The 22336-nt window shown below is 61.6% G+C and carries 19 protein-coding genes; 6 read left to right on the top strand and 13 right to left on the bottom strand.

The genetic code is table 11. The annotated features are described in order from the left end of the window. Window positions 1-62 precede the first annotated feature (62 nt). Genes pncB through ABSE61_RS02975 form a run of 3 tightly spaced genes read left to right on the top strand, consistent with a single transcriptional unit; the run spans window position 63 to window position 3485 of the window. Window positions 63-1367, top strand: a complete 1305-nt coding sequence (pncB, locus tag ABSE61_RS02965) for a nicotinate phosphoribosyltransferase (protein WP_423869569.1) — start codon at window positions 63-65, stop codon at window positions 1365-1367. Between the two features lie 33 nt (window positions 1368-1400). Next, window positions 1401-2696 (top strand): O-acetylhomoserine aminocarboxypropyltransferase, encoded by a 1296-nt coding sequence (locus ABSE61_RS02970; RefSeq protein WP_423869570.1) that lies wholly within the window; start codon window positions 1401-1403, stop codon window positions 2694-2696. 3 nt (window positions 2697-2699) lie between these two features. Then, entirely contained in the window at window positions 2700-3485 is a 786-nt protein-coding gene (locus tag ABSE61_RS02975; protein WP_423869571.1) for an alpha/beta fold hydrolase, read from the top strand. Here ABSE61_RS02975 and ABSE61_RS02980 read toward each other — a convergent pair. Continuing rightward, window positions 3482-6715, bottom strand: coding sequence for an efflux RND transporter permease subunit (locus ABSE61_RS02980; protein ID WP_423869657.1), 3234 nt, complete (start codon window positions 6713-6715; stop codon window positions 3482-3484). The genes ABSE61_RS02975 and ABSE61_RS02980 overlap by 4 nt on opposite strands. Before the next feature lie 470 nt (window positions 6716-7185). Between ABSE61_RS02980 and ABSE61_RS02985 the strand changes: the two genes are divergently transcribed. Further along, the gene (locus ABSE61_RS02985; RefSeq protein ID WP_423869572.1) at window positions 7186-9081 is read left to right on the top strand and encodes a putative bifunctional diguanylate cyclase/phosphodiesterase; all 1896 of its coding nucleotides are present in this window, start codon (window positions 7186-7188) and stop codon (window positions 9079-9081) included. Between the two features lie 8 nt (window positions 9082-9089). On the opposite strand, the gene ABSE61_RS02990 is transcribed toward ABSE61_RS02985, so the two are convergent. After that, on the bottom strand, window positions 9090-10127 hold the full coding sequence (locus ABSE61_RS02990) for a S1C family serine protease (protein WP_423869573.1): 1038 nt from the start codon (window positions 10125-10127) through the stop codon (window positions 9090-9092). 117 nt (window positions 10128-10244) lie between these two features. On the opposite strand from ABSE61_RS02990, the gene ABSE61_RS02995 reads away from it, so the two are divergent. Next, window positions 10245-11183, top strand: a complete 939-nt coding sequence (locus ABSE61_RS02995; protein ID WP_423869574.1) for a GNAT family N-acetyltransferase — start codon at window positions 10245-10247, stop codon at window positions 11181-11183. A 22-nt stretch (window positions 11184-11205) separates the two neighbouring features. Here ABSE61_RS02995 and ABSE61_RS03000 read toward each other — a convergent pair whose 3' ends face one another. From ABSE61_RS03000 to ABSE61_RS03045, 10 genes are read right to left on the bottom strand one after another with little or no spacing between them, the layout of a single operon-like run. Beyond that, entirely contained in the window at window positions 11206-11910 is a 705-nt protein-coding gene (locus ABSE61_RS03000) for an ABC transporter ATP-binding protein (RefSeq protein WP_423869575.1), read from the bottom strand. Then, on the bottom strand, window positions 11903-12658 hold the full coding sequence (locus ABSE61_RS03005; protein ID WP_423869576.1) for an ABC transporter ATP-binding protein: 756 nt from the start codon (window positions 12656-12658) through the stop codon (window positions 11903-11905). The genes ABSE61_RS03000 and ABSE61_RS03005 overlap by 8 nt, the downstream gene beginning before the upstream one ends. 29 nt (window positions 12659-12687) lie before the next feature. Next, the gene (locus ABSE61_RS03010) at window positions 12688-13947 is read right to left on the bottom strand and encodes an ABC transporter substrate-binding protein (RefSeq protein ID WP_423869577.1); all 1260 of its coding nucleotides are present in this window, start codon (window positions 13945-13947) and stop codon (window positions 12688-12690) included. 46 nt (window positions 13948-13993) lie between these two features. Then, window positions 13994-14956, bottom strand: a complete 963-nt coding sequence (locus tag ABSE61_RS03015) for a branched-chain amino acid ABC transporter permease (RefSeq protein WP_423869578.1) — start codon at window positions 14954-14956, stop codon at window positions 13994-13996. After that, window positions 14953-15810, bottom strand: a complete 858-nt coding sequence (locus ABSE61_RS03020) for a branched-chain amino acid ABC transporter permease (protein WP_423869579.1) — start codon at window positions 15808-15810, stop codon at window positions 14953-14955. The genes ABSE61_RS03015 and ABSE61_RS03020 overlap by 4 nt, the downstream gene beginning before the upstream one ends. A 4-nt stretch (window positions 15811-15814) precedes the next feature. After that, the gene (locus tag ABSE61_RS03025) at window positions 15815-16693 is read right to left on the bottom strand and encodes a polysaccharide deacetylase family protein (RefSeq protein ID WP_423869580.1); all 879 of its coding nucleotides are present in this window, start codon (window positions 16691-16693) and stop codon (window positions 15815-15817) included. Between the two features lie 3 nt (window positions 16694-16696). Next, entirely contained in the window at window positions 16697-17404 is a 708-nt protein-coding gene (locus ABSE61_RS03030) for a fumarylacetoacetate hydrolase family protein (RefSeq protein WP_423869581.1), read from the bottom strand. Then, on the bottom strand, window positions 17401-18282 hold the full coding sequence (locus ABSE61_RS03035; protein ID WP_423869582.1) for a polysaccharide deacetylase family protein: 882 nt from the start codon (window positions 18280-18282) through the stop codon (window positions 17401-17403). The genes ABSE61_RS03030 and ABSE61_RS03035 overlap by 4 nt, the downstream gene beginning before the upstream one ends. Before the next feature lie 38 nt (window positions 18283-18320). Beyond that, window positions 18321-18983 (bottom strand): cysteine hydrolase family protein, encoded by a 663-nt coding sequence (locus tag ABSE61_RS03040; protein ID WP_423869583.1) that lies wholly within the window; start codon window positions 18981-18983, stop codon window positions 18321-18323. Window positions 18984-18991: 8 nt separating this feature from the next. After that, a complete protein-coding gene (locus ABSE61_RS03045; RefSeq protein WP_423869584.1) occupies window positions 18992-20236 on the bottom strand; it encodes an alpha/beta hydrolase family protein in 1245 nt (414 codons plus the stop codon). Between the two features lie 224 nt (window positions 20237-20460). Here ABSE61_RS03045 and ABSE61_RS03050 point away from each other — a divergent pair, with 224 nt between their 5' ends. Further along, on the top strand, window positions 20461-21201 hold the full coding sequence (locus ABSE61_RS03050) for a GntR family transcriptional regulator (protein ID WP_423869585.1): 741 nt from the start codon (window positions 20461-20463) through the stop codon (window positions 21199-21201). Window positions 21202-21207: 6 nt separating this feature from the next. Here the strand turns inward: ABSE61_RS03050 and ABSE61_RS03055 are convergent, their stop codons facing one another. Beyond that, window positions 21208-22335: an ABC transporter substrate-binding protein gene (locus tag ABSE61_RS03055; RefSeq protein WP_423869586.1), complete on the bottom strand. Its 1128-nt coding sequence runs from the start codon at window positions 22333-22335 to the stop codon at window positions 21208-21210. Window position 22336 lies beyond the last annotated feature (1 nt).

The following is a 22336-nucleotide window of genomic DNA, read 5'->3' on the forward strand; positions in this document are numbered from 1 at the left end:
TGAAGCGAATATCAAAGCCACCGCACTGGTTGCAAAGCGTTTCGCACGCTAGACTTTCCTTCATGACAGTCACCGATATCGCGACTCGAACCCATAATCACAGCTGGCGGCTCGATCCGATCGTGCGCAGCCTGCTGGACACCGATTTCTACAAGCTCCTGATGCTGCAAATGATCCGGGACATATACCCGAACCAGCGGGTGACCTTCTCGGTCATCAACCGCAGCAAGCATGTCCGGCTCGCCGAAGTGATCGACGAAGGCGAGTTGCGCGCACAGCTCGATCACGCCCGCTCGATCCGCTTCAGCAAAAAGGAATTAATCTGGCTCGCCGGCAACACGTTCTACGGCAAGACCCAGATGTTCTCGCCTGACTTCATCAACTACCTCTCGACCTTCCGCCTGCCCGAATACGAACTCAAGAAAGTCGACGGCCAGTACGAGCTGAATTTCTACGGGCCGTGGACCCATACGACGATGTGGGAGATTCCGGCGCTCGCCATTCTCAATGAACTGCGCTCGCGCCAGGTCATGAAGGGACAGGGGCGGTTTGCGCTCGATGTGCTCTACGCACGCGCCAAAGCCAAGCTCTGGACCAAGGTCGAGCGGTTGCGGAAGCTGGACGGTTTGCGGCTGTCGGATTTCGGCACGCGGCGGCGTCATGGTTTCCTGTGGCAGCGCTGGTGCGTCGAAGCGGTCAAGGAAGGATTGGGCTCGTCCTTCACCGGTACCTCCAACGTATTGCTGGCGATGGACAACGATCTCGAAGCAATCGGCACTAACGCCCACGAACTGCCGATGGTCGCAGCCGCGCTGGCAAATGACGACAATGAGCTGCGCTGGGCGCCCTATCGCATTCTCGATCAATGGCGCCACACCTATGGCGGCAACCTGCTGATCGCCCTGCCCGATGCTTTTGGCACCAAGGCTTTCCTGCGCGACGCGCCGGAATGGGTCGCGGACTGGACCGGCTTTCGGCCGGACAGCGCGCCGCCGATCGCCGCCGGCGAAGAAATCATCGCCTGGTGGAAACAGAAGGGACAAGACCCGAAGGAAAAGCTTCTGGTCTTTTCCGACGCCATGGACGTCGAATCGATCGAGGAAACCTATCGGCACTTTGCCGGCCGCGTCCGTATCAGTTTCGGCTGGGGCACGAACCTCACCAACGATTTCGTCGGATGCGCGCCGAACGGTTCGATCAATCTCGATCCGATCTCGATCGTCTGCAAGGTGACATCGGTCGATGGCCGGCCCGCGGTCAAACTCTCGGACAATCCGGAAAAGGCCACTGGTGCGGCGAGCGAAGTCGAGCGTTACCTGCGCGTGTTCGGCAATGCCGGGCGGGTCCGTACCGCCGTGCATGTCTAACGCGGCCACCCTTATCGTCCGGCGAGCATCCGCATGCCCACACCCAAGCCGCCTGCCTTTGAGACCCTGAGCCTGCATGCCGGCCAAAGGGCCGACCCTGCGACCGGCGCACGCGCCGTGCCGATCTACCAGACCACCTCTTACGTCTTTCAGGATTCCGATCACGCTGCGGCGCTGTTCAACCTGGAACGTGCCGGCCACATCTATACGCGGATATCAAATCCGACCACGGCGGTGCTGGAAGAGCGGATAGCCGCGCTGGAAGCGGGCGTCGGCGCGATCGCGACCGCGAGCGGTATGGCAGCGCTTCACCTGGCAATTGCGACACTTCTCAATGCCGGCGATCATATCGTCGCCTCCGCCTCGCTCTATGGTGGCACCATCAACCTCCTGGCGCACACGCTGCCGCGCTTCGGCATCACGACGACATTCGTGAAGCCACGCGCGCTCGACGCGTTTCGCGCGGCGCTCTGTCCGACAACCAGACTCATCATCGGCGAGACCATCGGCAATCCCGGACTGGAAGTGCTGGACATTCCGGCCGTCGCGCAAATCGCGCATGACGCAAAAATTCCGCTGTTGATCGACAACACCTTCGCAACGCCGTTTCTCAGCCGCCCCATCGAACTCGGCGCCGATATCGTGATGAACTCGGCGACCAAGTGGCTTGGCGGCCATGGTATCGCGATCGGCGGCGTGATCGTCGATGGCGGCCGGTTCGACTGGCACGCCTCCGGCAAATTCCCCGTTCTGACCGAGCCGTATGCCGGCTATCACGGCATCGTTTTCGACGAGCAATTCGGCCAGGCCGCCTTCATCATGCGGGCGCGCACTGAAGGCTTGCGCGATTTCGGCGCATGTCTGTCGCCGATGAATGCGTTCCAGCTTTTGCAAGGCATCGAAACGCTCGGCGTCCGCATGGAACGCCACATGAGCAACACGCTTGCGGTGCTGGAATTTCTCGCCACCAACAAGGCTGTCGACTGGGTATTGCATCCGGCGCTGGAGAACCACCCCGATCATGCTCTCGCCAAAAAGCTGCTGCCGCGCGGCGCCGGCTCGATCGTCTCTTTCGGCATCAAAGGCGGCCGCACCGCCGGCAAGAAATTCATCGAGTCGTTGCGACTGATCAGCCATCTCGCCAATGTCGGCGATGCCAAGACGCTGGTGATCCATCCCGCCAGCACCACGCATCAGCAGATGGATGCCGCGCAGCTTCAGGCGGCGGGCATCGGCGAGGAACTGGTGCGGCTTTCCGTCGGCATCGAGGCGGTTGTTGATATTCTCGATGACCTCGGGCAGGCGCTGCGCGCCTCGCAAAGAGTTTAAGCCATGCAATTGTCCGTGGATGGCGTTGAGACCTTCGTGGCGACCGGCGGCAGGCCGTTCGAGCCGTCCCTGCCTGCGGTGGTTTTGCTGCACGGCGCGGGTTTCGATCATTCAACCTGGGCGCTGCACAGCCGCTGGTTCGCCCATCACGGATATTCCGTGCTGGCACCGGACCTCCCCGGCCATGGCCGCTCGCAGGGAAAGTCGCTGATGACCATCGCCGGCATGGCCGACTGGACCGCCGCCTTGCTGGATGCCGCCGGTGCGCGACCGGCAAGACTTATCGGCCACTCCATGGGCTCTCTGATTGCGCTTGAGACCGCGGCGCGACACCCCGACAGAGTGTCGGGCCTAAGCTTGATCGGCACTGCCGCGACGATGACGGTCGGGCCCGATCTTCTGAAGGCGGCCGAAGCGAACGATCCCTCGGCAATCGACATGGTCTCGATCTGGGGGCTGGGCCTCAAGGCCGAACTCGGCGGCAGCCTCGCGCCAGGCCTTTGGATGCATCAAGGCGCCCAGCGTGTGTTGCAGCGGTGCGCTCCCGGCGTGCTCCATAGTGACCTCAACGCCTGCAACACCTACCAGAACGCGCTTGCTGCGGCGGCGCAAATCAAGGTGCCAGTCACCTTCATCCTCGGCGAGCGCGACATGATGACGCCTGCCAAAGCCGGCAAGACGCTCGCTGCCGCCATGCCACATGCCCGCACGGTGGCGCTGCCCGCCGCCGGCCACATGATGATGATCGAGCAGCCCGACGAATTGCTCGCGGCGATAAAAGACAACTAGGTCTGTTCAGCTTCTTCCCGCGGCCGTCGCGGTTCACGGGAAGTCTCTCGCCCGAGAAAATAGCTCTGAATCGCGGGCACGATCACGAGCAGCAAGACGGGCCCGATCAGCATTCCGCCCACGATCACGGTCGCGAGCGGTCGCTGCACCTGGCTGCCGATACCGGTTGAGAGCGCAGCCGGAAGCAAGCCGATGCAGGCGGAGAGTGTCATCATCAGAATTGGCCGCATCTGCTGATCGACCGCACGGAACATCGCCTCGGCCGGGTCCAGACCGCTGCTGGCGACGCGATAATAGCCATGGATGATGAGAATGCCGCTCATGACGGAGACGCCGAACAGCGAGACGAATCCGATGGCCGCCGAGATGCTGAAGTTCAAACCGAAAAAATACAGCCCGAGAATGCCGCCGCTGACCGCGAACGGAAGTCCAAGCAGCGCCAACAGGCTGTCGCGGAACGAATTGAACAAACCGTAGAGCAGCACCATGATTAGGACGAACGTAATCGGAAGAATAACAGCGAGCCGCTTCTTGGCCTGCTGCAACGAATCGAATTCGCCGGCCCAATCGATACGATAGCCGGCCGGCAGCTTCACATTGCGGTTGACGCGCTGCTGCGCCTCCTCGATGGCACCGGCAAGGTCGCGGCCTCGGACGCTGAATTTGATCGGCACAAAGCGCTGGTTCTTCTCGCGAAAGATGTAGGAGGCGCCGGTGTCGAGCGTGATGTTGGCGAAGTCGCTGAAAGGAATGTGCGCGTTCCCCGCCGGCGTCTGGACGCCGACCTTGATGTTCTTCACTTCATCGACGTTGTTGCGATATTCGGGCGCAAGCCGTACCACCACGCCGAACTGGCGTTCCGCTTCCAGAAGCGTGGTCGCCACGGTCCCGCCCAAAGCAGCCTGCACGACGTTATTAGCATCGCTGACGTTGAGTCCGTAGCGCGCCGCCCTCTCCCGATCGATCTTGATGTTCAGATTGGGCTGCCCGAGCACCCAAAATGCGCCGAGGTCGGTAATGCCGGGCACCTGAGCCATCTCGGGCAAAGCCACCTTGGCGATTTGCTCAAGGGTAGCAAGGTCCGGACCGACGATCTTGATGGAGTTCGCGCCTTTGACGCCCGACAGGCCCTCCTCGACGTTGTCCTGGATGTACTGCGAGAAATTAAAGTTGATGCCGACGAAGTCGCTGGAAAATTCGGCTTGCAATTCGTCGACAAGCTTCTCCTTGGTCAATCCCGCCGGCCATTCCTCGAACGGCTTCAGTGGTACGAAGAACTCCGCATTGAAGAAGCCCGCCGCATCGCTGCCGTTGTCGGGACGGCCGTGCTGAGAGACCACGGTGATGACTTCGGGATGGCGCAGCAGAATTTCACGCATCCGCTCCACCAGCGGCACTCCCGCCTCGAGCGAGAGCGTCGGCGGCATCGACGCGCGAATCCACAAGTTCCCCTCTTCGAGCGTCGGCAGGAACTCACTGCCGAGGCGCGAACCGAGGAATCCACAGACGCCGATGAAAACCAGCCCAATCGCAATGGTGATCGGCCGGTTACGCAACGACCAGCGCAGCAGAGGCGTGTAGACCCGGCGCACCGTGCGCACGACGATCGTCTCGGTTTCGCTCAGGTGTTCCGAGAGCAGCAGCGACGCCAGACACGGTGTCACCGTGAATGTTGCCGCAAGCGCTCCGACCAGGGCATAGGCATACGTTCGCGCCATCGGGCCGAAAATCTGACCCTCGACGCCCTGCATGGTGAACAGCGGGATGAATGCCGCGACGATGATCACGGTGGAGAACAACACGGCCCTGTCGACCTGCAGACCGCTGATCAGGATCAGCCGCAGCCGATCGGTCCATGTCGGGTTGCTCAACGAGCCGGCGGCCGTCGGATCGGCCCCCCACCGCTTCTCGGCGAGCTGATGCAACAACTCTTGTCTTTCGTCGCGTCGGGACGCGAGATTGCGATACACATTCTCGACCACAATCACGGCGGAGTCGACGATGATGCCGAAATCGACGGCGCCGACCGACAGCAGGTTTGCATCCTCGCCGCGCAGCACAAGGATGATGATGCTGAAGAACAGAGCGAACGGGACGTTGGCGCTCACGATGACCGCACTGCGCAGATCGCCGAGAAACAACCATTGAACGGCAAAAATCAGCAAAACACCGAAAATGAGGTTATGCAGCACGGTGCTGGTGGTGACCCCGACCAGAACAGTGCGGTCATAGAACGGAACCAGCTTTACTCCCGGCGGAAGACTTCCATCCGTGTTGATCTTCTCGATCTCCGAGCGAACACGAGCGACAACGTCATTGGTGTGCAGCGTCCGGTTCATGATGACGATCGCCGCCACCACGTCGTCCGAATGGTCGCGACCGGCCTTGCCAAGCCGGGGCACATAACCCACCGAGACCTTGGCCACGTCTTTCACGAACAACGGCAAGCCTTGCGACTCGGAAAGCAGCACGTTCTCGATGTCCTGGACCTTGTAGCCTTGAGTCAGGTCGACGGCACCCCCGCCGTCCATCAGCCCGACGCCACGGACGTTCACAGACTGCTGCCCCATATTGATCGTGCGGCCGCCGACGTTGACGTTGGCGTTGCCGATCGAGCTGATCACCTGCGGCAATGTCAGGCCGTAGGCTTCAAGTTTTCGCGGATCGACCTCGACATCATACTCCTTGGTCGTGCCGCCCCAGGTATTGACCTGCACGACGCCGGGCACGGCAAGGAGCCGTCGCTGCAATATCCAATCCTGTACCGTGCGCAGGTTACTCAGTCCGAAGTGCGGCGGTCCGACCAGCTCATAGCGGTAGATTTCACCGACCAGACTGGTCGCCTGGATCTGGGGCGTCACGTTGCCAGGAAGCGTGACGTTCTGTTGCAGGTTGATGGCTGTCTGCGTGAGCGCGAAATAATAATCGACGTTGTACTGGAAGACGACGCGGACAAAGGACAGGCCGTAGAAGGAGGTTGAACGAATCACATCGACGCCGGGCGTCGCGGCAAGGCCGACCTCGATCGGGATGGTGAAGTAGCGCTCCATCTCTTCGGCGGAGAGACCCGGGGATTGCGCCGTGATTTCCAGAATCACGGGCGCCGGATTGGGATAGGCCTCGATGTTAAGCCGCGAAAAGGCGACCGTGCCCGCCCCAATGAAAAGCAGCAGGCCCAACAGCACCAGCGGCCGCCGGGTCAAGGCGAATGTGAGAAGCCCCTTGGTCAGAGATTGCCTCCGAGTCCGAGTCTTGCGCCGCGATCCATCGAATCGAATGCCCTCGGACGCCGCTCAGTTGGCTGGATAGTAGACAGTTTACGGGCCGGCTTGAAGTCCAAATTGGCCCGAGAGCCCCGCCGTCCCAATGACGGTATGTCGCAGTGCGAGGCGTGGGACCATGCTGACCATAAATCGGGAACAACCCGCCGCATGGGGGCTACGCGATTCGCGGTTCTTCGGCATTTACGTATCGTTGTCGACGCCCTACGCCGCAGACCGAGCTACGTTCGATTTTAGTTAGCGATTTCTTTCGACCGTGCCGGCAAACGCCGGCGTAAGGCGCTCAACAAAGCCTTCTCCGCGTCGATAAGGCATGTGCTCGAAAAAACGGCACAGCCGGTTTTAACGCCGCTCTTAGTCTTTCGTGGTTAGGTGCCCGGAAAATATTCGCTTTTTTGGGAACCGGCAGGACAACTACCGTGTGGCGCCAGATCAAAAATCAATCGCTCCGCCCCAGCGTCGGGCGCCGTCGAATCGCGCAAGTGCTGGCAGCGCTTCGTTACGACCTGTCCTGGCGCTTCGCGCGTCCGGGTGCCTTCAGGCAGCGGTTCGAACAGGCGATCGCCAACCTGCCGCAAGGTATCTGCCTTTACGCCCCGGAGGATCGGCTTGAACTGGTCAACGAGCAATTCTGCCGGATCTACAATCAGCCGATGAGCCGGCTTCGCACCGGAATGAAACTGTACGATGTGCTTGCCGATAGTTGTGCACTCGGCAACTATCCCGGCCGCAGCGTGGACGAGATCTACTCGGCTCGCAAAGCCTTCATCGATCGCCGTGAGAAGGGAATTTTTCTTCAGGAACTCGGCGACGGCAGACTCATCGCAATCCATCATCAGCCATTGGAAGACGGTGGTTGGGTTTGCACCTATGAAGACATCACCGAACGGCGGAAGGCCGAAGCTCAGGTCGAGTTTCTGGCGCACCATGACAGTCTTACCGAGCTTCCGAACCGGCGTCTTTTCACCGATCGGCTCAATCACGCGATAACGCGCGCGATATCGGGTAATGCTTGCGCTTTGTTGTGTCTCGATCTCGACGGCTTCAAGGACGTCAACGACCGGCTTGGGCACGCCGCCGGCGACGTGCTCCTGAAGAATGTCGCGATGCGGTTGAAAGACTCCATTCGCAGTGACGACACTGCTGCCAGACTTGGCGGCGACGAATTTGCAATCCTGTTGCCGGATTCGTCGACGACCTCAGCGCTTCGCGTCGCGAACGAATTGGCACGCGTGCTTCGGGATCCGTATTTTCTTGGCGCATTCGGCTCCGCCAACGTGGCTGCAAGTGTCGGCATTGCGATCGCTCCCGACCACGCCACCACCGCCGACGAACTGATGCTGAAGGCGGACCAGGCGCTTTATAAATCGAAGAGCACGAGGCTGGGGCTACCGGTCGTGTTCGACAACAGGCTCGATCTTCTATCGGGCGAAGAAGCTTCCAAGGCGCAAAAGCTGCCGGCTGAAAAATCCGGCGCCGATGAGCTTCGAGAAGTCGCAAACGACCTCGCACGAGCGTTGCAAAACGGCAGTGAACTTTGCCTGCACTACCAGCCGATCTACGACGCCAAAAACGGTCAACCGGTCGCCATCGAAGCGCTCGCACGCTGGAATAGTCCTGTTCGAGGCCATGTTTCACCGCTCGAATTTGTCAGGGCGGCGGAGTTGCACGGGTTGATCGACAAGCTGCTGGACTGGGTGCTGACGTCAGCATGCCACGAAGCGACACGCTGGGACGACGGGCTCAAAGCCAGCGTCAATCTGTCGCCGCTCAATCTGCGCTCCCCCGATCTGTTCGGCTCGATCGAGCGTACCTTACGGGAGACTGGCTTACCCGCACGCAGGCTGGTGTTCGAACTGACGGAAGACTCCGTTATTGATCGCTCCCACGACACATTGGAGCGTTTGCGCGAATTGGCTGCCATCGGCGTCGAGATCTGGCTCGACGACTTCGGCTCGGGATATGCGAACTTCGAATATCTTCAGTACTTGCCATGCCATGTCATCAAGATCGACCGGAGCTTTCTCGCCGAATACGGAAAGCGCCGGCAACTGCTCGGTGGAATGATCAATCTCGCCCAAGCCTGCGGCCTGAAGGTGGTCGTGGAAGGCGTCGAGACAGTCGAACACCAAAGCCTGTTGCAGAACCTGGGCTGCGACCTGTTGCAGGGCTTTTTGCTGGCCAGGCCTGTGCCGTCCGATCAACTCCAGGCAGTTCTCAGCCCCGGTCTGCCATATCATCAAAGCCGCTCGATCGCACCTGACGTCAATCAATCCGCGGGATCGCACGCAGCCAGCATCCCGAGCAAAGCGTAGGCGGCCAGCTAAGGTGCGGAGCCTTGCCGCACCGACGGTTTGCGCTCGACAGGATGGATGTCGAACTCGCGCAGGCGGCCGAGCCGCAACACATCCATTTTCAGCGCGCGGTCGATCCGATCGCGGTCGAGCACCCGGATCAGATCGTCAACGCCGTGGATGGCGACGCCGTCGATCTTGACCACGACATCGCCCGGCAGCAGGCCCGCGCGCGAAGCCGGCCCATCGGGCTCGATCTGCGCCAGCAGGGCGCCCATCTTGTTATCGATGCCGGCGATCACCGCATGCCGTCGCGGCACCACCGCCGTCTGGCCCGACACGCCAATATAGGCGCGGCGGACATAGCCGTGTCGGATGATCTCCGAAAGCACGAATTGCGCGGTATTGCTGGCAACCGCAAAGCAGATTCCTTGCGCGCCGCTGATGATCGCGGTGTTGATGCCGATGACCTCGCCGGCCGACGAGACCAGCGGTCCGCCGGAATTACCGGGATTGAGCGCGGCGTCGGTCTGGATCACGTCCTCGATGGTGCGGCCGCTCACCGAACGGATCGAACGGCCAAGCGCCGACACGACGCCTGCCGTGACCGTCGATTCGAAGCCGAGCGGATTGCCGATAGCGACCACCAACTGCCCACGGCGTAAATTCTGCGAATTGCCGAGCGAAGCATAGCGCAGGTCTCGCGCGCCATCGGCACGCAGCAGCGCCAGGTCCGTATCGGGATCGACGCCGAGCACGCGGGCGTCGGTGACAACCCCTTCGATATCCTGCAGGCGGATCTGCCGAGACGAGCCGACCACATGGCTGTTGGTCAGAACCAGGCCGTCCGGCGAAATCACGATCCCGGAACCGAGCCCGCCGCGCGATCTTGTCCCGGGCGCCCCGGCACTGGTCTCGACGCGAACCACCGCAGGCCCCACCCGCTCGGTCACGCCGATGACCGCGTTCGAATAGGCATCGAGCAGCGACTGATCGCCGTCGGGCGTCGTCACGGGTGCAGCAGCCGAACCGAGGTCGTCAGAGCCGTGTTGAGTAAAATCCAGCATGTTCAATTCCTTCGGCCCGTTGAGATGGGGGCTCCCTCCCGCTCCCGCAAGAGTACCGTTTTGGGCTATGGTGAGGCTGGGGACGCGACTCGGCTCGCGTGACGGGCAGATTTTTGGATGATTACAGTTTTGGAAGAAGGTGCCGTCGATTTTGAAAGCACGGCACGCATTGCCACCGAAGCGTTTGGATCGAAAGATGTCAGCTTCTCCGCGCCGCGGATGAAGTGGCTTTACGAGCGCGGCTTTGGTCTGGGCAGCGCGGTTGTGGCAGCCTTCGCCGACGGTAAGAAAATTGGCCAGATCGTCCTGCTGCACCAGAAAGTCTATCTCGACGGCGCACCCGTGATCGCAACCCAACTGATCGATCTCTTCATTCTGAAAGACCATCGTTCGCCGGGCCTGGTTCGCCGCCTCTACCAAGAGGTCGAGCGGCTGTGCGAGGCGAACCGGATTCGCGTCATCCTCACGCTCCCGAACGCGATCTCGGCTCCGCTCAACGCCCGGTTCGTCAAGTTGCGCCCACTGCTTTCGTTGCCGGTTCGCGCAGGTGTCAACCTCGGCTGGTCGCGCCGCGGACGGTTGAAATTTTCAGACCTGATCAAGACGCTTTCGAGAGATCAGACGATCGAGCGATTGGCCGGCTTTGTGACGCCGCCGAGCGAAAACGGGCTGCACTGGGATGCCGCAACTCTGTTCGATCGCGCCAGCGATCCGACCCGCGACTATGCGATCCACGCGACCCCCGACCTCCTGTTGATCTCATCTTCGCGCAAAACACGCGGCATCAGCCACGTACTGCTGTGCGGCTTCCTGGCGCGGCCGGGCGCCGTCGTCGCCTCAAGCGACGTGCGCACAATGATCGACGCCGCCTGCCGCCTCTGGAAGCATCGTGTCTTCGTTTACGCCGGTCTCAACAACAACCTGCCATATCTTCCTGGATTTGCCCTGCCGGGACGGCTGCGGCCACCGATATTGGTGCAATTCCGCGACTTCGCCTCGACTGGGGCTTTACCGCGCCTGGATCGATTTCAACTGACCGATTCCGACTTTATCTGAAGCGAAAAGCGCCGATCAGGCACTACTGCACGCCGAGACGCGCAAACAACAACTCGGTCTGTTGCGCCAGCGCCGCCGCATCGGCCTGATGCACGACCTGACCGGTCTCCAGAACGTACACACGATCAGCCACATCCAGCGCGCTGTAAAGATTCTGCTCGACCAGAAGGATCGAAAGTCCCTCTCGCTTGAGATTGCGGGCGATCCCTTCCAGATGCTGCACCATAACCGGCGCCAACCCTTCGGAAGGCTCATCCATCAGGATGAGCTCCGGATCGATCATCAAAGCGCGACCAACCGCGAGCATGCCGCGCTCGCCACCGGACAATTGCCCGCCGCGATGGTGACGCCGCTCCGCCAAGCGCGGAAAAAGCCCGAAAACGCGATCCAGCGTCCATCCGGTTTTGGCGCGGGCGCCCTTTAGCATTGTCAGATGCTCGGTCACGGTCAGCGACGGAAACAGGCGCCGGCCTTGCGGTACGATCGCGATTTTGCGCGCGGCGATGTCGTGCGGCCGCAAGCCGATGAGACTTTCGCCGCGCCAGGTAATCGACCCCGAACGAATCTGCGGCGGCGTCAGTCCCATGATGGAGCGGATCAGCGTCGTCTTGCCCATGCCGTTACGACCGAGCACGGCTACGATCTCGCCCGCGCCGACATCGAGCGAGACGCCGCGAACCACCAGCGCGTCGCCGTAGCCGCTGTGCAGGTCACGAACTTCAAGCATGACGCGGCCGCCCCAGATAGACTTCCTGCACTTGTTTATTCCGCCTGATATCGTCGGGCGCCTCTTCCACCAGCACGCGGCCCTCAAACATGCAGGTCACGCGGTCGACAAGGCCGAGCGCCAGATCCATATCGTGTTCGATCAGAACGACGGTGATATCCCGCCCCAGCGAACGGATGATTTCGGCGACCATCGAGCGCTCCGAGGGAGAGAGCCCGGCGGCCGGCTCATCCAGCAGCAAAAGCCGTGGCGAGGTGACGAGCGACAGCGCGATTTCGAGCTGGCGCTGCTCGCCGTAAGACAAATCTTTCACCATGATGTCGGCGCGGCCGGCGATCCGCACCGCCTCGAGCGCGGCGGCGATCTGTGGTCCTTCGATCGTGTCGATATCGGGCGTGCCGAACAGCGAAAACTTACGCGGCGACCGCCCGCGCAACGCCAGCACCATGTTGTCGCGCACGGAGAGCCGCGGAAACAGATTCGTAATCTGGAACGTGCGGGACACCCCAAGCCGGGCGCGCCGGTGCGGCGGCAGGCGGGTGATATCGTGACCGTCGAACGCGATGCGGCCTGCGGTCGGCGGCAGCGCGCCGGCGATGGCGTTGAACAGCGTGGTCTTGCCGGCGCCGTTGGGTCCGATGATGGCGCGGCGCTCGCCCCGCGGCACGGTGAGGCTGACGCCATCGACCGCGCGAAGCGCGTCGAACGCAACGACCACATCGGAAAGCGTGAGGATCGGATCGGACACGGCTATTGATCAGGCTTTCTCAATCGCACTTAAGCTTTCTTGATTCCCTGGAAGGTCCGCGAATAAGGCGGCTGCTTCATGTAGGTCTCCGGATCATACTTCCAGAATTGCGAGACGCCTGGATAGTTCGCAATCGGCACGTTCCAGTATTTACCGTCGGCGCGCTTGACCACTTTTCGGATCTGAACGTCGTAGATCGGATTGCCGTAGGCATCGAGCTTGACGGTCGTGCCGAGTGGCGATCCCGTGAGCTCGGTCTTGAGCACGGCATCGAGGAAGGCGTCGCGGTCCTCGACCTTGCCGCCGATCTTCTCGAGCGCTTCCGCCACCCACATGATACCGGAATACATCGAGAAGCCGTAAAGCGAGGGAATCTTGCCGTACTTGGCTTCGTAATCCCTGGTGAACTTCTGCGTGACCGGATTGTCGGAGCCTTCGGCGAAATGGGCCGACGCGATGATGCCGTCGCACTCCTCGCCGAGCGTGCGGATCACGGACTGATCGGTGGCGTTCATCGCGCCGAGCAACGGGAATTTGCCCTTGAGGCCGAAGCTTGCATATTGCTGGATCAGCCGCGTCGCATCCGCGCCGGTTTCCATGGCGAAGATCGCATCGACCTTCAAATCCGCCAACTGGCCGAGATATGGACTGAAGTCGGCGGTGTTGAGCGGATGCCAGAATTGCTGGACGATTTCGCCACCGCCTTCGGTGAAGACCTGGGCGAGACCGCCGCATTGTTCGTGGCCGAAGGTGTAATCCTGGCTGATGGTCGCGATCTTCTTGTAACCCTGCTTCAGGCACCAATCGCCGAACGGATGGGTGAAAGCGCTCCCGGTGTACCCGGCGACACGGATGACATTCTTGATGCGCTGGCGCTGGGTCAGATCGTCGGCCGCGATGATCGGAATGAAATACGGCGTGCCGGTGCCCTTGACGTAGTTGGCAACCGCCAGGCCGGTATTGGCCAGGAGGTCGCCGATCAGCATGTGGCAATTGCCCTGCTCGACCAGGCGCCGGGCCTTCTGTAGCGCGGTGTCGGGATTGGACGCATCGTCCTCGATCACGAGTTCAACCTTGCGGCCTGCGATCTGGTAATTCACCGACTCCAGATAGAACTGCACACCCTCGACCATCTCCTTGCCGCCGGAGGCGACCACGCCGGTGAGCGGCGTCAGAAGGCCGATCTTGATGGGCGCGCTTTGCGCGCGTGCACGCCGCCACGACGCAACCGTCGTGCCAGCCGCCGCAACAACGGCGGTGGAATTTTTAAGGAATTGCCTGCGGTCCATTTCAATGTCCTTTCGAAACGATCAATTGCCCTTGTAACGTTTCTTGTCACTTTGCGCGGCGTGCCAGAACGCCGCGCAGCGTGCCGATGATGCCCTCAGGCGCGAAAATCATGATCACGATAAAGGTGAGGCCGAGCACGGTCTGCCAGCGCTCGGTATAGGCGCTGACGACATTCTCCAGCGCGATGATCGCGGCAGCCCCCACGAAGCCGCCGAACAACGTGCCGACGCCGCCGGCGATCATCATCAAGACGCCTTCCACCGATTGCGCTAGCGCGACGGTCGATGGACTGACGAAATTGTTGAACATCGCATAGAGCGCGCCGGCAATGCCGGCGAAGAAGCCGGACACCGCAAAGCCCACGAACAAATGCAGCGGCACATTATAGCCGAGGCTTCTCATACGGCTTTCGCTGTCGCGGATGCCGAGCAGCGTCAGGCCGAAGGGCGAACGGACAAATCGCCACATCGCATAACTCACGGGCGCCGTAACGGCGAGCACCGCCCAGTAAAAGGCACGATGCATCAGTAGAAAGGCCGGCCGCACGTCGCCGCGCATGCCGTTCTCGCCACCGGTCACTTGCGTCCAGCGCAGGCAGATGCCCCAGACGATCATGCCGAGCGCAAGCGTCAGCAGCAGGAAATAGACGCCGGAGGTGCGTACCGCGAGCAGCGCGAACACAATCGCCACCGCCGTTGCTGCCGCCATGCCAAGCAGAAAAGCGACCGCCGGTGGCAAGCCGAGCTGGGCTGAGACGTAGACCACCACGTAGCCGGAAACCCCGAAGATCGCGCCATGGCCGAGCGAGGTTCGCCCCGCAAAGCCCGCGAGGATATCGATCGACATCGCGAGCATGCCGAAGATCAGCATCTCGGTGGCGAGCCCAACCTGATAGTTCGACAAGACAAGCGGCAGCGCGGCTGCGATCGCCAGGATGGCGAGGACGACGACCACCGCGCGGCCGGTCATGCCGGTAACCCTGATCGGCGCTGATCTGGCCTCGGTCATGTCGCAGCCGCCCGTCCGAACAGGCCAAGCGGGCGGAACGCGAGCAACAGCGCCATCGGCCCGAAAATCACGAAATAAGCGAGTTCGGGAAACATCACCTGCCCGAGCGTATTGAGGAGCCCGACCAGCAGACTGCCGACGCCGACGCCGACAAGGCTGCCGCGGCCGCCGATGATGACGATGGCGAGGCTGAAGACGAGGATTTCAGCATCGGCCGACGGATAAAGCGATAGGAAGGCCCCGCCCATCAGTCCGCCGAGACCGGCCAGCGCCGAGCCGAGCAGGAAGGTGACGAGAAAAACGCGGCGGATGTTGACGCCGGAGGCTTCCACCATTTCGGCATCGTCAACACCGGCGCGGATCAGCGCGCCGAGCCGGGTGTGATTCAACAGACCCCAAAGGCTCGCGAACACCACGATGCCCGTCGCCAGCACGAACAGCCGGTAGGTCGGGTAGAACGTGCCGAACACCCGCATGCCGCCCTTGAGCATTTGCGGGATCGGCACCGTAAAACTGTCGCCGCCCCAGATCACCAGCGACATATCGTCGATCACGAACGCAAAACCCAATGTGAGCAACACCTGGCGCAGATCGTTGCCGCGGACAAAGCGCAACAAGCCCTGATCGAGCACGAAGCCGATCGCCGCGATCGCCACCATCGCGCCCAAACCGCCGAGCGCGAAACTGCCGGTCCTGGTCGCGACCGCAAAGCCGATATAGCCGCCGAGCAGATAAAGTGCGCCATGGGCGAGATTGACGATCCGAAGCAGACCGAAGATCAGCGTAAAGCCGCTTGCGACGACAAACAGCAGCGCGGCAAAGGTCAGTCCGTTGAGAAGCTGGAAAGTGCTCATCTCCTCACGGCGCTTTCGGTCCCGTCTTGAGATACCAGTCGAGAATCTGTTCGCCGGTCATGAACGCCACGTCGGGCTTTTGCCGGATGGTCTCGAAGATACGGCGGAAATATTTGGTCCGATGCGGCGCGCCCATGATGTAGGGATGGATCACCAGCGCCATGACGCGGGCGGATTGGGCCGCATCCTCATAAATCTGCTCGAACTGGTCGAGCGCACGATCCTGATATTCGGACGCCTTGTGATGCTGGATCAGCATCATGGCGACGTCGTTGCATTCCTGGGTGTAGGGGATATTGACGATCGGCGTCGTGGTCGTCTTGAGCCAGACCGGCTGGTCGTCGAGCACCCAGTCGGCGACATAATCATAGCCTTCCTGCTTCAGGAGGTCCGGCGTTTCCCAGGTCTCGGTAAGACCGGGGCCGAGCCAGCCGCGCGGACGTTTGCCGGTCGCCTTGGCGATGACATCGGCGGTCTTGCGGATGTCCTCGCGCTCGTTCTCGACCTTCTGCATGTTGCGCTGGGTGAAGCCGTGCCCCATGAATTCCCAGTGACGTTCCTTCGCGGCATTGACGATCGCGGGATATGCCGCGAGCGCCGAGCCGTTAATGGCAAGCGCGGCCGGAATTTTGAACTCGTCGAAGATCTTGAGCAGGCGCCAGAAGCCGACGCGGTTGCCGTATTCGTGCCAGGCCCAGTTCGGAATGTCCGGCGACGGCGAACCACCGGCCGGCGGCGTCAACACCGTGCGCGGCATCGGCTGGTTCGCATCCCACTCCTCGACGTTGACGATTACCCACACCGCCATGCGCTTGCCATCGGGCAGTTTCAGCGCCGGGCGCTCTGATATCGGCGAATAGGAAATGCGTTCGGTCGGCAGCATCGTTCAAGCCTCGGGTCGGGTAATGGTGATGGTGAGCGACGGCAATCCGTCGATGTGGGCCGTGATCAGATCGCCCGGCACGACGGGACCGACGCCCGCGGGCGTACCGGTATAGATCAGGTCGCCAGCCTCCAATGTGACTTGCTTGGACAATTGCGCGATCACTTCGGGGATGTTCCAGATCATCTGACCAATGTCGCCGCGCTGACGCTCAACGCCGTTGACGGCAAGCGTGATCGCGCAATGCTCGAAATGAGCGGGATCGCGCACTTGCGCGATCGGCCCGCACGGCGCCGACGCATCGAAACTCTTGCCGACTTCCCACGGCAAACGCAGATCGCGGGCGTCGCGCTGGCGGTCGCGGCGGGTCAAATCGATCCCGACGGCATAGCCCCAGATCAGGCTGTTGGCGGCCTCAACGGCGACGTCGCGTCCACCTCTGCCGAGGGCTACGACCAGTTCGACCTCGAACTGAAAATCGGACGTGAACGGCGGATAGGGAACGCGCGCGCCGTCCAGCACGAGGGCGTCGCGGGGCTTTTGGAAAAAGAAAGGCGGGTCGCGCTCGTCGGCTTCCTTCATTTCCCTGATGTGATCGAGATAATTACGGCCGACGCAGTAGATGCGTCGAACCGGAAAGGAACCGCCACCGGCGACCGCGGCTTCGGTAGCAGCTACCGTCGGCAGCGCGTGCGGAGCATGGACGTTCATGCCTTCTGGCCCTGGTACCAGTTGAGGATCTGCTCGCCGTTCCAGTGCACCACGCCTTCGTGCTTGTTCACGTAGTCGTAGATTTGCTCGAGATACTTGATCCGGAACGGCTGGCCGGAAATGTAGGGGTGAATCGCGATCGACATGATCTTCGGCCGATCCTTGCTCTCCGCATAGAGGCGATCGAAACTGTCGATGGTGCGCCGGAGTAGATGATCGCTGTCATGATGCTGCACCAGCATCATCGGAATGTCATTCAGCTCGACCGTATAAGGCAGCGTCACCAGCGGGCCCTTCTCGGTGCGGATCACCGTCGGCTCGTCGTCATAGACCCAGTCGCCGATATATTTGACGCCCGCTTCCGCCAGAAGTTCGGGCGTTTCCAGCGTCTGGGTCAGGCCGGGCCCGAGCCAGCCGACCGGGGGCTTGCCGGTGAATTTCTCGATCACTCCCATCGAGCGCGCGATCATGGCCTTCTGGTCGGCCTCTTTGTGAATCGGTCCCTGTTCATAGGCATGGCCCATGAATTCCCAGCCGGCGTCCTTGGCCTGTTGCGCCACACGCGGATAATCCTCGCAGACGCGCGCGTTGATCGAGAGCGTCGGCGCAATGCCGTGTTTTTTGTAGAGATCGAAGAACCGCCATACGCCGACCCGCATGCCATATTCATGCCAGCTCCAGTTCGGCACGTCCGGCAACAATGGAGCGCCGGTCGGCGCCGGCAGCACCTGCCGCGCCATCGGCTTGGAAATATCCCAGACTTCCAGATTGACGATGGTCCAGACAATCATGCGTGCGCCGCCCGGCAATTTCAGCGGCGGACGGTCAACGATGGCGGAATAGTCGGAACGTTCGCGCGGAAGCATGGGACCGGTCATGGCGGACACTCTTGGTTCGATTTAAGAAAACAGCGAGATCATGCGGCGTTGGGCTTACGGGCTGCAAGCCCTTCAAGCGCCATCACCGCATCGGTGTTCATCACGGAGCCAAAGGCGGTGCGAATACAGGCCAGGGCCGCCGCATGCAGTTCCGGCCCGTCCATGCTGTCGACGCAGTCTTCGACCACGATCAAGGCATAGTCGCGAACATTCGCTGCCGTCGTCGTGGCGAGCACGCAGGAATTGGTGTTCACGCCGGTGATCAGAAGCGTGTTGATGCCGTGCGAGCGCAGCAGGAAATCCAGATCGGTCGCCAGAAAGCAATCGTAGCGCTTCTTGGTGTTGACGATGAAATCGCGCGGATCAAGCAGTTGCGGCATCACCGTGCAGCCGGGGCCGCCGATGATATTGTGCCGCATCGCGTTCTTGCGCGTGCTGTTGGGGTTCTCGGCGCCCGCGCGCCAGAACGGATTGACGCGGATTTCCTCCGCGTCGCGATAGGACGTCACCTGGTGGATGACGGGGATGCCATTGCCGCGGCACCAGTCGAACAGCCGCTTGTTGGCGGCAATCACGCGCGCCGCAACGTCCGGCGCCGTCGGCATGGTCGCGACCGCCATGTCGAGATGACCGCGATGCAGATCGATGGCGACGACGGCGGCTTTCGGATGATCGACGCCCAGATTCACAGCTGATTTCATGACACGCCTCATACAAAAGGATTGATGGAGGTTTTCAGCAGCTCCCGCTGGTCGATGCCGAAGCGATCGGCCAACCAGTCGGCCAATACTTCCTGACCGATCGTGGGATTATCGTGCTGGCAGTGTTCGGCGCCGGTTTCCTCGGGCTCAAGAACGCGCAGTGTCGCCTCGACGCCGTGGGCCTTGGCATAATCGTAGGTGCTCCGCGCCGCGGTCACGGTCAGCACGTCGTGGCCGCCATGCAGCACCAGATAGGGGCAGCGCATGTGTTCCAGGTGCCCTTCGAGGGTGAACGGCTTCATCAGCGCGTGGGCCTCGCGCATCGATTTGGCGCCGAACACCCATCTTATATGCATGGCGAGGCCGAAATCGTCGCCCTTGGTTCCCCACATGTCATGCACCGACCAGATCGCACCGTGCGAAATGGCCGCCGCCAGCCGATGCTCGTAGCAGGCGGCGCGCGCGGCGTAATAGCCGCCCATGCTGGAGCCGCACACCGCGATCCGCCTGGTGTCAACGTCATCGCGCTTTTCCAGCCAGTCGATGCACTTGCCGATCGGCACTTCGCTGTCGTGCCGGGTCGCGATCTTGTGCCGCCGCAGCGTGCCGCCCTGGCCGGGGCCGTCAATCATCAGCACGGAGATGCCGCGTTGCAGGCAGCCATGAGCTTGCATGAACCACATCTCGTCCTTGATCGAGTCCAATCCGCCCATGCAGATCAGCACCGGCAATTTTCGGTTAGGAAATGGCGCGCGAATGAAATAGCCGCAGATTGGCTTGCCCGGCTCGTAAGGTATCTCGACCACCTCACCTGGCGGGTTGAGGTAGGAGATGAACTTGTGCGAACAGGCTTCCATCTTCTCAAACGTCGGCAGCCGCCGCGCATCATCGGGCTCGAGATGGAATTCGGCCTGGCGATAATAGTCCGCCGCGCGCAGGAAGCAGTTCATCGCGGTGCGGATATGGCCCGCTTCTTCCTCGGCAAGGCCGCGCTTCCAGTTGCGATCGGCGATCCGCATCCATTCGACGTGCCAGCTTTCCAGATCGCCCGGGATCATCCGCGATCCCGCCTGCATGATCTCGCTGACGCTGCCGCCCCCCTCCTGGCTTTCGCCGAGGCCGCGGCGGAATTGGTAGGCAAGCCAGGGATGTTCGGGCCAGTGATGCCAGCCGAACGGCTCGTAATGAGGGTTTCGGTCCGCGGTGATCAGTTCGATGGCGTTTTCGCTGATCTCCGCACTGCTCACCGCCATGGACCTGGCACTCCCCACCACTTGAACGACCGTTAGCATCGTTCGATGAAAGCACGACTGAGTCAATACCAACTACATACACTTTTTGACGAGCGCCTCGACGTCGAGGCCTCATGTATCCAAAAACTGGCATCACTGCTGGATTTTTGGAGGATAGCCATGATAGGCTTCAGCCAAAGTGTATACATATTTGGCGTGGACGGCCGTTCCCGATGGCGGATGTGATGGACCAAACGACGGCAGAATCCGGAGGCGGAACGCGCGCCGGCAACCGCGCGCTTTCCGTGATGGACCGCGTTCGGGAAGCCATTCTGGGCGGAGTCGTCGGCGCCGGAGAACGCCTCAACGAAGTCCAGCTCTCAAAGACGCTATCGGTGTCACGCACCCCGGTGCGTGCGGCCTTGCAGGCGCTGGCCGGTGAAGGGCTGCTGGACTACGCGCCGAACCGCGGCTTCACGGTGCGCGAATTTCCCCTTCCCGCCATCGTCGACGCCTACGACATCCGCGCCGCGCTGGAAGGCGTCGCTGTTCGCTTCGTGGCGGAACGAGGACTAGGGCCGCAGGAAAAGGAAATCATCGAACGCGCGCTCGCCGCCGGCGACAAATTGCTGGAGCGCGGCTCGTTCGAAGCCGGCGACCTCACCATCTACCGCGACATCAACGGCGATTTTCACGACGGCCTGCTGGCGGCCGCGCGCAACCGCATGCTCAGCGAAATGATCCGGATCTGTCATCACGTGCCGGTATCGTCGAGCCGCAACATCGTGGTGTTCGAGTATCACGACGTTCGCCGCCGGCACGACGACCATCACCGCATTTTCGAGGCGGTCGTCGCGCGAGAACCGTGGCGCGCCGAGATGCTGATGCGCGAGCATGTCGCCAGCATCAAGACCTCGCTGGTCGGTTATTTGAGCGAGCGGCGGAAAGACCATCCAGGCGAAGCAGGCCTTGCAAGCGAGGCCTGATCTCCCCTACTCGATCGCGATCACCGCCGGCTTGCCGTCGCGCAGCCCCAATATCTGCAGCGGCGTTTGAGCATGGTTATGATCATCGGGAGCGTAGCTGCCCCCTAACCGCGACGGCATCGTCGTGGTCTTCAGCGCCTGTTCGATCGCCGCCGGCTGGTCGGAACCGGCGCGCTTGATAGCATCTACCACGAGATAGGTCGCTTCGAACACGAAGAAGGAGCGCTGCGTCGGCACAATTCCGTAACGCGCTTTGTAAGAGGTGACAAAGTCCTGCACTTCCGGCTTGTCCGATGCGGTCGTGAATACGGCAACACCAGTCAACTCCGACATGCCGCCCGCGTCGCGGAACGTTTGCGAAACTGCCGCAAGCGCACCGGCGAGATCGAAGCGTCCGGTCACCGGCACCTTCCAGCTGGAGGTTTCATAGGCCTTGAAGAATCCAGCCGTCGAAGGGCCGAGGATCGCCACGAGCTCGGCGGGCGATCCGCCCTTGAGTTTGTCGAATATGGCCGCAAACTCCTTGGTGTCCTTTGGAATCGTTTCGTCCGCCGTGACGTTGATCCCGGCATCTTTCGCCGCCTTGACGACCGCGATGGCATTGGCATGCTGAAACTCACCGTCGTCGGCGACAACACCGATCGATTTAATGTCTTTGGATTTCAGCCAGCGCACCAGACCGCGCATGATGTCGACTTCTGAAGGGATCGTCTTGAAGGCAAAATCGTTGCCACCTGGGCCGGAAGCATCGACAAAATCCTGCCCGGCCGACGTCGCAATCACCAGCGGCACCTTGGCCTGCTGCATCACGGGCATGATGGCGTGCGTCACCGGCGTGCACAGCGCACCGATGATGACCGGCACATGCACCTCGTCGAGCAGCCGCTTGGTCGCGGGCACGCCGACGTCGGGCTTGCAGGCATTGTCGGCATAGAAAGCCTCGACCGGACGGCCGAGCACGCCGCCGGCCTGGTTGATCCGATCCAGCGCCAGCTGGGCGCCATACTGCTCCTGCTGTCCGCGGTCGGCCATCGGGCCGCTCAGGATCGTGGTAATGCCGATCTTCACAGGCTCGGCCGCCTGCGCGAATGAAGTGCAAAGCAGGCTAGCGGCCAAAACAATCGTATGTTTCATC

The sequence above is a fragment of the Bradyrhizobium sp. genome (genome assembly GCF_049519115.1).
Classification (GTDB): domain Bacteria; phylum Pseudomonadota; class Alphaproteobacteria; order Rhizobiales; family Xanthobacteraceae; genus Bradyrhizobium.

Coding starts and splice junctions, on each gene's coding strand:
- pncB (WP_423869569.1), top strand. CDS start 63: ATGACAGTCACCGATATCGCGACTCGAACCCATAATCACAGCTGGCGG.
- ABSE61_RS02970 (WP_423869570.1), top strand. CDS start 1,401: ATGCCCACACCCAAGCCGCCTGCCTTTGAGACCCTGAGCCTGCATGCC.
- ABSE61_RS02975 (WP_423869571.1), top strand. CDS start 2,700: ATGCAATTGTCCGTGGATGGCGTTGAGACCTTCGTGGCGACCGGCGGC.
- ABSE61_RS02990 (WP_423869573.1), bottom strand. CDS start 10,127: ATGCTGGATTTTACTCAACACGGCTCTGACGACCTCGGTTCGGCTGCT.
- ABSE61_RS02995 (WP_423869574.1), top strand. CDS start 10,245: ATGATTACAGTTTTGGAAGAAGGTGCCGTCGATTTTGAAAGCACGGCA.
- ABSE61_RS03000 (WP_423869575.1), bottom strand. CDS start 11,910: ATGCTTGAAGTTCGTGACCTGCACAGCGGCTACGGCGACGCGCTGGTG.
- ABSE61_RS03010 (WP_423869577.1), bottom strand. CDS start 13,947: ATGGACCGCAGGCAATTCCTTAAAAATTCCACCGCCGTTGTTGCGGCG.
- ABSE61_RS03015 (WP_423869578.1), bottom strand. CDS start 14,956: ATGACCGAGGCCAGATCAGCGCCGATCAGGGTTACCGGCATGACCGGC.
- ABSE61_RS03020 (WP_423869579.1), bottom strand. CDS start 15,810: ATGAGCACTTTCCAGCTTCTCAACGGACTGACCTTTGCCGCGCTGCTG.
- ABSE61_RS03025 (WP_423869580.1), bottom strand. CDS start 16,693: ATGCTGCCGACCGAACGCATTTCCTATTCGCCGATATCAGAGCGCCCG.
- ABSE61_RS03030 (WP_423869581.1), bottom strand. CDS start 17,404: ATGAACGTCCATGCTCCGCACGCGCTGCCGACGGTAGCTGCTACCGAA.
- ABSE61_RS03035 (WP_423869582.1), bottom strand. CDS start 18,282: ATGACCGGTCCCATGCTTCCGCGCGAACGTTCCGACTATTCCGCCATC.
- ABSE61_RS03040 (WP_423869583.1), bottom strand. CDS start 18,983: ATGAAATCAGCTGTGAATCTGGGCGTCGATCATCCGAAAGCCGCCGTC.
- ABSE61_RS03045 (WP_423869584.1), bottom strand. CDS start 20,236: ATGGCGGTGAGCAGTGCGGAGATCAGCGAAAACGCCATCGAACTGATC.
- ABSE61_RS03050 (WP_423869585.1), top strand. CDS start 20,461: ATGGACCAAACGACGGCAGAATCCGGAGGCGGAACGCGCGCCGGCAAC.
- ABSE61_RS03055 (WP_423869586.1), bottom strand. CDS start 22,335: ATGAAACATACGATTGTTTTGGCCGCTAGCCTGCTTTGCACTTCATTC.